Raw genomic sequence first — 8,912 nt, 5'->3', positions numbered from 1 at the left:
GAGCCGATGCCCCGCCCCGCCCGCGCAGGCCGCATACCCGGTCGGGGCCCGGGCCCCGACCGCGGGCCCAGTTTATAAACTGGGCCCAGGGACGGGGCCCGGGCCCCAACCCTGAGGTGGGGCCCGACACGACCTCCGAAGTCGGCCCGAGGTCCAAATCTGGTTTCAGGGCCTGCGCCCGGTTGTAAGAGGACTAGTGCGTGTACACGCGGATCGACGACGCCAGCGGTCCGGGCGGATTCAGCGCGAACGACGACAGCATCCCGTCGCCGGAGTAATTTACGAGCGCCCAGAGTTCAGACCCACCGCTCACCACGTAGCGCTCTCCGTTCAGAAGCGGCACCGTGGCGCTGCCCCCGGCGTCCACCGTGAGGTCTGCCGGAGTGCCTGCGGAGGGGGTGAGGGTGAGTGCGGCATCCGCTGCCCCACTGTTGACGAGGTGCAGCGTTGGCGAAGGGCCCTCGGCGACGGCCACCACGAAGGAACCCTCGAGCGGTGACGAGGCCGAGAACCAGCCGAAGTCCTTGCCGCCGGTGCTGTCGGTGGCGGTGCGGGCGGCCGCGACGATCGGCTCATCAGAGCGCAGTTGCACCGAGAAGCTGCCAACGGCCAGCGGTGCGAGCGGAATCTCGGTGGCGATGCCGGGCTCGACGTCCACCTGGGTCGACGTGCCGGCACCAGACCCGTCGGCGCTCGTCACGCCGATCTGCACCGTCGCCGCGACAGTTCCCGGCACGAACACCCGAATCGACGGGGTGTCGGCGTTGAAGCCCTCACCCGTCGTCACGGTCTCATCACTGACGGCGGCCATGACGCGCACTCCGGCAATGATCTGGTTGGTGGCCGGGGTCGCCGTGGTGCCGATGATCTCGACTCCACCCGGCTCGATCCCGCGAATGCTGCTCTGCTCCAGTGACGCAGCAACCTGCCCGCCGCGCGAGGAGACGTGCAGAACAGGCGATTTCACGTTCGGCGCGAGGCCGGCCAGCGAGATGACCCGCTGCTCGCCCGGCTGCACCAGAATGCCGGTGGCGCCGGGTGCGTCGACGAGTCCGCTCTCGCCGGAAACCGTCACGTCGACGGTCGCGAGTACGGGGGTCGGGTTGCTCAGCAGCAGCAGGCTGGTGCGCCCGATGTCGGTCGACCCGCCCACGATCCAGCTGTCGCTGGCCGCCTCGGCACAGGCAGCGACGGCGAGCCCGCCGATCGTGTCGGTGGCGGCAACCTGCGACTGGCTGCCGGCCATGAGCGGCGGCACGGTGATGCCATCCTGCACGGGAACGGTCAGCAGCAACGGCGGCTGCCGACTGTTCGAATCGTCGACGGCGGTGATCTCGGTCACCTGCGGGCGAATCTGCTCCAGCGACGAAGCCTCAAACGCTCCATACACAGCGGATGCCGCCCCCACACTCGACGCGGACTGCGCCTGGGTTGAGTCCTCGGCGAGGGTCAGCAGCGGGCCGGGGCAGACCCGCTGCTGCTCACTGGGCAGCGGCGCGATCTCGCTGGACTGCGGGCTTCGTTCAACGGTCGGCGGGGTCAGGAGGGTGGCCGCGCCGAGAGTCGCAACGACCACGCCGATGCCGACGAGGCCGAGCACACCGCGTCCGGCCCGGCCGCCGATACGGGCGAGTTGGCTTTTATCGGGCATTGTCGTTCTCCGGTCGGTCGGCGGCAGCTGGTTGGACTGCGGGTTCGGTGCCTGCATCATCCTCGGAGAACCCATCGTCTGATTCCAGGCCGGTTCCGACGCCGGTCTCCCGGTCCATCGCAAGGTCGGCTTCGAGGTCGGTGCCGAGCGGCACGTCCAGTTCCTCGTCACGATCAGAAGCCACAGCACCCTTCACCCGCCGCACCCGCTTGGGCTTCTGTTTGGCGTTGGCGCGCGCTGCCCGGCGAATCGCATCGCGGTTGGCTTGGCGCACGGCTTCGCGGCCGGCCCCGATCGGCAGCGACAGCAGCACCGCGCTGCCCACCACGGCGAGGGCGATTAGCAGGGTTACCAGACCGAAAACGCCGCCGGCGCGCGCCGGTATGGGGGTCGAGGCGGCAGCATCCGTCTCGCCGAACTGCCACAGGCGACCGAACTCGGTATCGCCGACCGGGGCCAGGCTCGAGTTGCCGTCGAGGGCGGTTTCGGTGCGCAGCGCGGTGTCGGCCGCGTCGACGCCGGCGCCGCCGGGCTGCAGCACAATAAAGCGGATGCCGAAATCGGCTAGGTCAGCATTAGTGTCGAGTCCGCTGTGCGAGGCCAGGTTTCCGGCGAGCTCCGCGAGCGCTTTCGCCCGGTCGCTGAGGGTCGCATCGGTGCTGTCCAGGGTAGATTGCTGGTTGAGGGTCGCGCCGACACCGCGCTCAATCGTGGCGAGCAGCCCGCCATCGGCCTGCGGGGTGAGCTTGAGCGTGCCGACCCTGTTGTCGATCTGGGCTTCGGCGGCGACGAAGGCGGGCTGGGTCTGCCCGGTTCCCTCGCGCACGGCGGCGGTGTCGAGGTGCAGCGAGGCGACGAGAGGCAGGACGACCACGGCCAGGGCGAGCGCGGCGACCACACCGGGCGTCGATGCGAAGCGGCGCAGCGAGCGCAGGCCGATCACGAGGGCGCCGACCAATCCGAGCCAGTACAGGCTGAGGCCGTTGCCGGTCCAGACGCGCACCGGTTCGGAACCGATCGCGGCGAGCACGAGCTGGTTGGCGGCGAGCGCGGTGCCGAATCCGAGCAGCGCCACGAGCCAGGCGCCGCCGGCGAGGCGCGCGCCGGGCAGTAACAGTGCGAGCAGGGCGAGCACGGCGAGGGGTGCGAGCAGAATCGGCACGAACAGCTGCGGGTCCAGGCCCACCACCCCGAACCGGTCGAGTGCGCCGGCCCAGCCGTCGCTGCTGGGCAGTCCGAGCAAGAGTTGCAGGGTGGGGGCTTGGCCGCTCGGCACGGGCAGGCCCGGGTCGGCGACCAGGTTCAGCCAGTCACCGCGCAGTCCTTGGTTGACCAGCAGGGGCAGCGCCAGCGCGAGCGCCGGCAGCGGAATACCAATGAAGCGCATCACCCGGCGGCCGGCCAGGGCCACGCTGAGGGCCCAGACCACGAGCAGGGCCGGGGAGAGCGAGGGCGCGCAGGCGACCACGGCCGCGAACAATAGGGCGGCGGAGGCCGAAGCCGACCAGGTGCGCGCCGCGGCGAACCAGGCGAAGAACAGCCATGGCAGCAGCAAGTGCACCAAAATGGCCGCCGGCCGGCCGTCGGCGAGGGCGATCAGAAAGGTCGGAGCCAGCACCCAGAGCGCGGCGGCCAGGGCACGCAGGCTGCCGCGGTCGGTCAACCGGGTCGCGGCCATCCAGGCCCCGACGGCGGCCAGCGGAAAGGCGAGCGCATAGACCAGTACGAGGGCGAACGACGGCGACCAGAAAGCGATCGATCCGAGCACGGCCACCACCGCGGCGAACGGGTCGGCAGCGCCGACGAAACCGAGTCCCAGGTCGCGCCAGCCATAGCCGACGCTCGCCCACAATTCGGGCAGGGTCGGGGACAGCTGCAGCAGCCCGCCGCCGGTGAGAGTGTCGGCTCCGAGCAGCGGCACCATCATAATGATGCCGACAACCGCAGCAGCGAGCATGGTCCAGGCGCCACCGCCGGAGAAGAATCGAATCTCAGGGCGTTCGCCGTGCAGGCCGAACAGGCTCGCCTCGCGCTTGAGCGAGTGGCGCCTGCGCACCTCAGCCGAGGGAACCCGCAGCGTGGAGATGGCATCCCAGCCGAGCGTGCGGGTTCTCGCAAAGGAGCGCCGGGCGTTGCCGACGCGCATCCCGTTGAACGCTGCGCCGAACGCCGCTGCGAATTCGCCCACGATCGCGCCGGGTTCCTTGCGCAATAGTTGGCCGAGCGAGCGCAGAAAGGCCAGCGGCAGCAGCGACAGCCAGTGAAAAACCAGGGCGCCGGCGGGCGCGTAGACCAGGCGGCGGTGCAGCTGAGCCGAGCGTTCGGCGCGCACGCGGCGTCGACGGAGGCGACCGCGGGATGACTGGTTCGGCCCGGCGACGCCGTCACCGGCCGAAGCCACGCGGGCCGCCGGAACGACCGACACCCGGTACCCGGCGAGCCGCACCCGCACGCAGAAGTCGAGGGAATCATCCACTGTGGGCAGGGCCGGATCGAACCCGCCGAGCTGTTCCCACACCGTGTGGCGCACGAGCAGGCCGCCGGCACTGACGGCGAGCACGTCGCTCAGGCCGTCGTGCTGGCCCTGATCGAGTTCACTCTCAACCAGGGTGACGGTGGCTCCAGTCGGCGTCATCGACTCACCAAAGTTGTGGATATATTCGCCGGCGATCCATTCCATCACCTTCGGCCCGGCGACGGCCACCGAGGGGGCGATTTCGAGGGCGTCGACGAGCACCTCGAGGGCGGTCGGGTCGGGCGCGCTGTCCTGGGCGAGCAGCCAGAGCAGCTCGCGATCGTGCGTGGGCGGCGGGCTCACGCGCACGGCGGCAGCGATCGCCTGCCCGAAGTTCAGATCGTCGTCGGCGGCGATGAACTGCGTCGGCCCGAATTCGGCGAGCATCTTCGCGGACGCATCGGTCGAGCCGCAGTCCACGGTGATGACAATGTCGGGTTTACGGGTCTGCAGCGACAGCGCCTTGAGAGTTCGCTCAAGGTGTTTCGCGCCGTTTCGGGCGACAAGGATGGCGGTGACTCTCGGTTGCATAACAAAACCAGCCTAGGTCGGGATCGGCCAGTGGCCCTGAACCGAGAGGGCGCGCCTCAAATATTAGCGAGGCAATAACCGAGTGGATGCGGCGGCACCGTCTCAGAGATAACGTCGCGTTGGTCCTCGCGCGGGGCTCGTCTGCCGGCCAAGGCACGCGCGCGGTGCCGCCAGCGCGGCGCTGGCATCCGTTCGCGAAGAGTTACGCGCGCTTTCGCAGTTTGCGGCGTTCGCGCTCGGAGAGTCCGCCCCAGATGCCGAACCGCTCGTCGTTGCCAAGCGCGTATTCGAGGCACTGGTTGCGCACCTCGCAGCCGGAGCAGATTTTCTTGGCGTCGCGGGTGGAGCCGCCCTTTTCGGGAAAGAACGCCTCGGGGTCGGTCTGGGCGCAGAGCGAGTCGGCTTGCCAGGCCAGAAGGTTCTCGTCGCCGAGATCTTGTCGTACTCCCGGAACACCGAGGGTGACGGGGTCAACGAACCAGTCCTCTGGTACTCCGGAACGATAGTCGGGTATAGCCATATCGTCTCCCAGCGCTCGCTACGCACCATTTAGTGCTGCACCTAATTACACCGGTGTAATTCGCTAACGTCAAGTCGCAGATCGTAAACCCTCAATACGGGCTGGAGGGTTGCGACGCGCCGATGACGGCGAACTCGGGCATTCGGGGGGTACGCAGCCTCGAAACAACGTTGCGAACGTAGCACGATCGGACGCGTAGTCGGCGTGTCGTAACCCTCAGTGCGTGGCGGCGCGCGACGAATCCCAGGCGCTTTGCACCATCTTCTCGAGGGTGTGGCGCATGCTCCAGCGCAGGTCGCGGGCGGCGAGCGCGCCGGAAGCCACGATGCGGTCGGGGTCGCCGACACGGCGCGGGCCAATCTCGGGCGTGAAATCGATGCCGGTGACCCGGCGCACGGTCGCCATGATCTCGCCGACCGAGACGCCGTCGCCGCTGCCGAGATTGTAGACCGGTTCGATGGCCTCTCCCGCGTCCAGGCGGCGGGCCGCGACCAGATGGGAGAGCGCCAGGTCGGCCACGTGAATATAGTCGCGCACGCAGGTGCCGTCGGCCGTGGCATAGTCGTCGCCGTTGATGCGCGGGGTGCGACCATCCAGCAGCGCCGCGAAGACTAGGGGAAAGAGGTTGTGCGGGCTGGTGTCACTCAACGAGATGTCGCCGGAGCCGACCACGTTGAAGTAACGCAGCGAGGTGTGACGCAGGCCGGTTGCAACGGCCTGGTCACGCAGCAGCCATTCGCCGATCAGCTTGGATTCGCCGTACGGCGATTCCGGGCTCTTCGGTGTTTCTTCGGTGACCAGGTCGGTGTGCGGCGTTCCGTAGACGGCGGCGCTCGAGGAGAACACGATGCGGTCGATCTCGGCGGAGCTCATGGCGGCGAGCAGTGTGGCCGTTGCCGTCACGTTCTGTTCGTAGGTGTGCAGCGGGCGCTTCACCGAGACGCCGGCGTACTTGAAGCCGGCTACATGTACGACGCCGTGCACGTGGTGCTCGTGGAAGGCGTGCAGCAGTGTGCCGCCGTCGAGCACATTGGCCCGAATGAATGGAACCTCGGCCGGTACGAACGATTCGTGCCCGCTCGAGAGATTATCGAGCACGACCACGTCGAGGCCTTCAGCCTGGAACGCGCGCACCACATGCGAGCCGATGTAGCCCGCCCCGCCGGTTACCAACCACGCCATGAAGCCCCGCTCGCTCGTGCGGCACTCGCTGCGCCACCGCTACAGGCTAGCGCCAACGAACGGAGCCTCGTATTGGTCAGTGACGTGAGGATTTTTCCGGCCGTAGCCGTCGAGTAGAACGGAGCGGATCGTGGCAACAATTCCGGCGACCGCGAGGACGATGAGAAGGAAGATAAAGATGAACATGGCAGAAACTCTATGTATTGTGCTTATCTGCCGCGAGTGGCAGACTCTACATCCTTCGGCACATTCCTGCCAAGTTTCACGAATGGATGCCCATGCTCCAGAAAATCGTCTGCGTCACCCTCCCCGGTCTGGCGCCGTTCGAATTCGGCGTGATCTGCGAGGTGTTTGGCATCGACCGCAGCGCCCAGGGCGGGCCAGCATTCGACTTTCACGTCGTCGCAGCTGAGCCAGGACCGATCCGCACCAAGATCGGCTTTGACATCGTCGTGCACGACGACCTGGCAGCCGCCGCCGACGCCGACCTCATCGCTATCCCCGGCTACGAGTCCGGCGGGCCCATCGACCCCCGCGTCCTGCAGGTCGTGCGCGACGCCGAGGCCCGCGGCGCCTGGGTGCTCAGCGTGTGCAGCGGGGCCTTCGTGCTCGCCCACGCCGGCATTCTCGACGGACGCCGCAGCACCACCCACTGGATGTACACCGACGCCCTCGCCCGATCCTTCCCGCAGACCACCGTCGACCCCGACGTGCTCTTCGTCGACGACAACCACGTCGTCACCGGGGCCGGCACCGCCGCCGGCATCGACGCCGCCCTGCACATCGTGCGCACCGAGCTCGGCGTGACCGCCGCGAACGTCATCGCCCGCCGCATGGTCGTGCCGCCGCAGCGCGACGGCGGCCAATCGCAGTATATCGAAGCGCCGGTCGTGGACTGCCAGGACGAATCCTTCGCCGCCGTCACCGAGTGGATGCTGCGCCACCTCGACCAGGAATTGCCGGTCGGTCTGCTCGCCCGCAAGTCGCTCATGTCGCCGCGAACCTTCGCCCGCCGGTTTCGGGCCGAGCTCGGCACAACGCCCACCCGCTGGCTCAACCGGCAGCGGCTGCTGCGGGCGCAGGAACTGCTCGAAGACTCTTCGCGCAGCCTCGAGGCGATCGCCGTCGACACCGGCTTTGGCGGGGCCGCCGTGATGCGCCACCACTTTTTGCAGGTTCTGCAGACCACCCCCACCGCCTACCGCCGGGCCTTCGGCCCGCGCAAGGCAGGCTAGCCGCCGCTTCCGTTCGGCTGCGCACACGCCGCGCGCCACTCGGGAGTTGCGCCAGTACGCGGGAGCTCCGCCAGTACGCGGGACATCGAGCAGCAGGCATCCGTTCGGCTGCAGCGCTCTGCGCACCCGGAAACACCTGCGAAACGGCTGCGAAACGGCTGCGAAACGGCGAAACTCAACCGGCGGTGGCAGGAGCAGGGTCGCGGTCTGCTTTCGGGCTCAGGGCCACCAGAATACGCTTCAGATCGATCACGATGGCAGCCGTTGGACTCAGCGATGCCGCTCCCGCACCGATCTCCTGCTGCATCTTGCCTAGGATCAGGTCCACCGCCGCATCGGCATGAACCAGCAGCTCGGTATCGTCGACCTCGGTGCCGACGGCCGCCGCAACGGCGTGCAGGGCATCGCTGAGAACCGGGCGAAGTTCCAGCGGCAGCTCGAAGGAGATCGGCTTGCCCCAGACCATGCCGGCCAAAACCTCGGTGAGATCTCGAAGATGGAATGTGACGATTTCCAGCGCGACCAGAGCGTCATACTCGGCGTCGACGCTGGTGCGATTAAACCTCGCCCGTGGGTTTCCCCTCCGGCTCTCGTCGGCCGTCTGTACGGCGGTGCGCACCTGCCGTGCCGCCGTATTGAGCGTCTCCCCCCGCGTGGCCCAGTCATCGCGGGCCGGGGGCCAACTCCCGACCAAGGCGTTGCCGATCTCGGTGAGGTGCGTCGCCAGCGTTCTCCGCAATCCCGACAGGCGTTCCCGCGCCGGGCCGATGGCGAGGGGAGGCAGAATCAGCAGATTGACCATCAGGCCGACGACGATTCCCAGGCAGATCTGGGTGGCATAGCCGATCGAGTAGCCGTCAGCGTCAGGGCCGCCGATGATCAGTACGAACAAGGCGGTGATCGGCACGTGTTCGCCGCCCACACCCATCCATTTCATGCCGCCGATCAGGGTGCCAAGGCCGACCACGAACGAGAGGGTCCAGACATTGGGTTCACTCACGACGAGCACGATGCCGGCCAGGCCGATGCCGATGACCACCCCGGCCACGGTCTGGGCTGCACTGCGCAGTGATCGCATGAGCGTGGGGTGCATGCTCAGCAGAGCACCCAACGGCGCGTAGTACGGAAACTCCTTGGCGGTCCCCGGCATGAGCGGAGCCAGCGACCAGGCGATGGCCACGGCGACACAGATCTTGGCGACCTGCAGTGCTCGGGGGCGCATGAGGTGTTTGGTGACCCAGGTGCGCGGCATCGTTATGGTTCCCATCAGTTGCGGAG

7 protein-coding genes are annotated in these 8,912 nt (G+C 68.0%); 1 reads left to right on the top strand and 6 read right to left on the bottom strand.

Annotated features, from left to right (window positions below):
* Window positions 1–193: 193 nt before the first annotated feature.
* From CJ028_RS10215 to CJ028_RS20950, 5 genes are all read right to left on the bottom strand, one after another.
* Window positions 194–1,651, bottom strand: a complete 1,458-nt coding sequence (locus tag CJ028_RS10215) for a DUF5719 family protein (RefSeq protein ID WP_129590457.1) — start codon at window positions 1,649–1,651, stop codon at window positions 194–196.
* Entirely contained in the window at window positions 1,641–4,697 is a 3,057-nt protein-coding gene (locus tag CJ028_RS10210) for a glycosyltransferase family 2 protein (RefSeq protein ID WP_105035131.1), read from the bottom strand. The genes CJ028_RS10215 and CJ028_RS10210 overlap by 11 nt, the downstream gene beginning before the upstream one ends.
* 202 nt (window positions 4,698–4,899) lie before the next feature.
* Window positions 4,900–5,217, bottom strand: coding sequence for a WhiB family transcriptional regulator (locus CJ028_RS10205; RefSeq protein ID WP_105035130.1), 318 nt, complete (start codon window positions 5,215–5,217; stop codon window positions 4,900–4,902).
* A 216-nt stretch (window positions 5,218–5,433) separates the two neighbouring features.
* Window positions 5,434–6,399 carry a UDP-glucose 4-epimerase GalE gene (gene galE / locus CJ028_RS10200; RefSeq protein WP_105035129.1) on the bottom strand — a complete coding sequence of 322 codons (966 nt, stop codon included), beginning with the start codon at window positions 6,397–6,399 and terminating at the stop codon, window positions 5,434–5,436.
* 39 nt (window positions 6,400–6,438) lie between these two features.
* Complete coding sequence (locus CJ028_RS20950) at window positions 6,439–6,585, bottom strand: hypothetical protein (RefSeq protein ID WP_161498956.1); 147 nt, start codon at window positions 6,583–6,585, stop codon at window positions 6,439–6,441.
* A 92-nt stretch (window positions 6,586–6,677) separates the two neighbouring features.
* Between CJ028_RS20950 and CJ028_RS10195 the strand changes: the two genes are divergently transcribed.
* A complete protein-coding gene (locus CJ028_RS10195) occupies window positions 6,678–7,634 on the top strand; it encodes a GlxA family transcriptional regulator (RefSeq protein WP_105035128.1) in 957 nt (318 codons plus the stop codon).
* Window positions 7,635–7,809: 175 nt separating this feature from the next.
* Here CJ028_RS10195 and CJ028_RS10190 read toward each other — a convergent pair whose 3' ends face one another.
* The gene (locus CJ028_RS10190; RefSeq protein ID WP_105035127.1) at window positions 7,810–8,901 is read right to left on the bottom strand and encodes an FUSC family protein; all 1,092 of its coding nucleotides are present in this window, start codon (window positions 8,899–8,901) and stop codon (window positions 7,810–7,812) included.
* Between the last annotated feature and the right edge of the window lie 11 nt (window positions 8,902–8,912).

This window comes from Cryobacterium aureum, from assembly GCF_002954245.1.
GTDB lineage: Bacteria > Actinomycetota > Actinomycetes > Actinomycetales > Microbacteriaceae > Cryobacterium > Cryobacterium aureum.
This window is presented reverse-complemented; position numbering and strand designations above follow the sequence as displayed.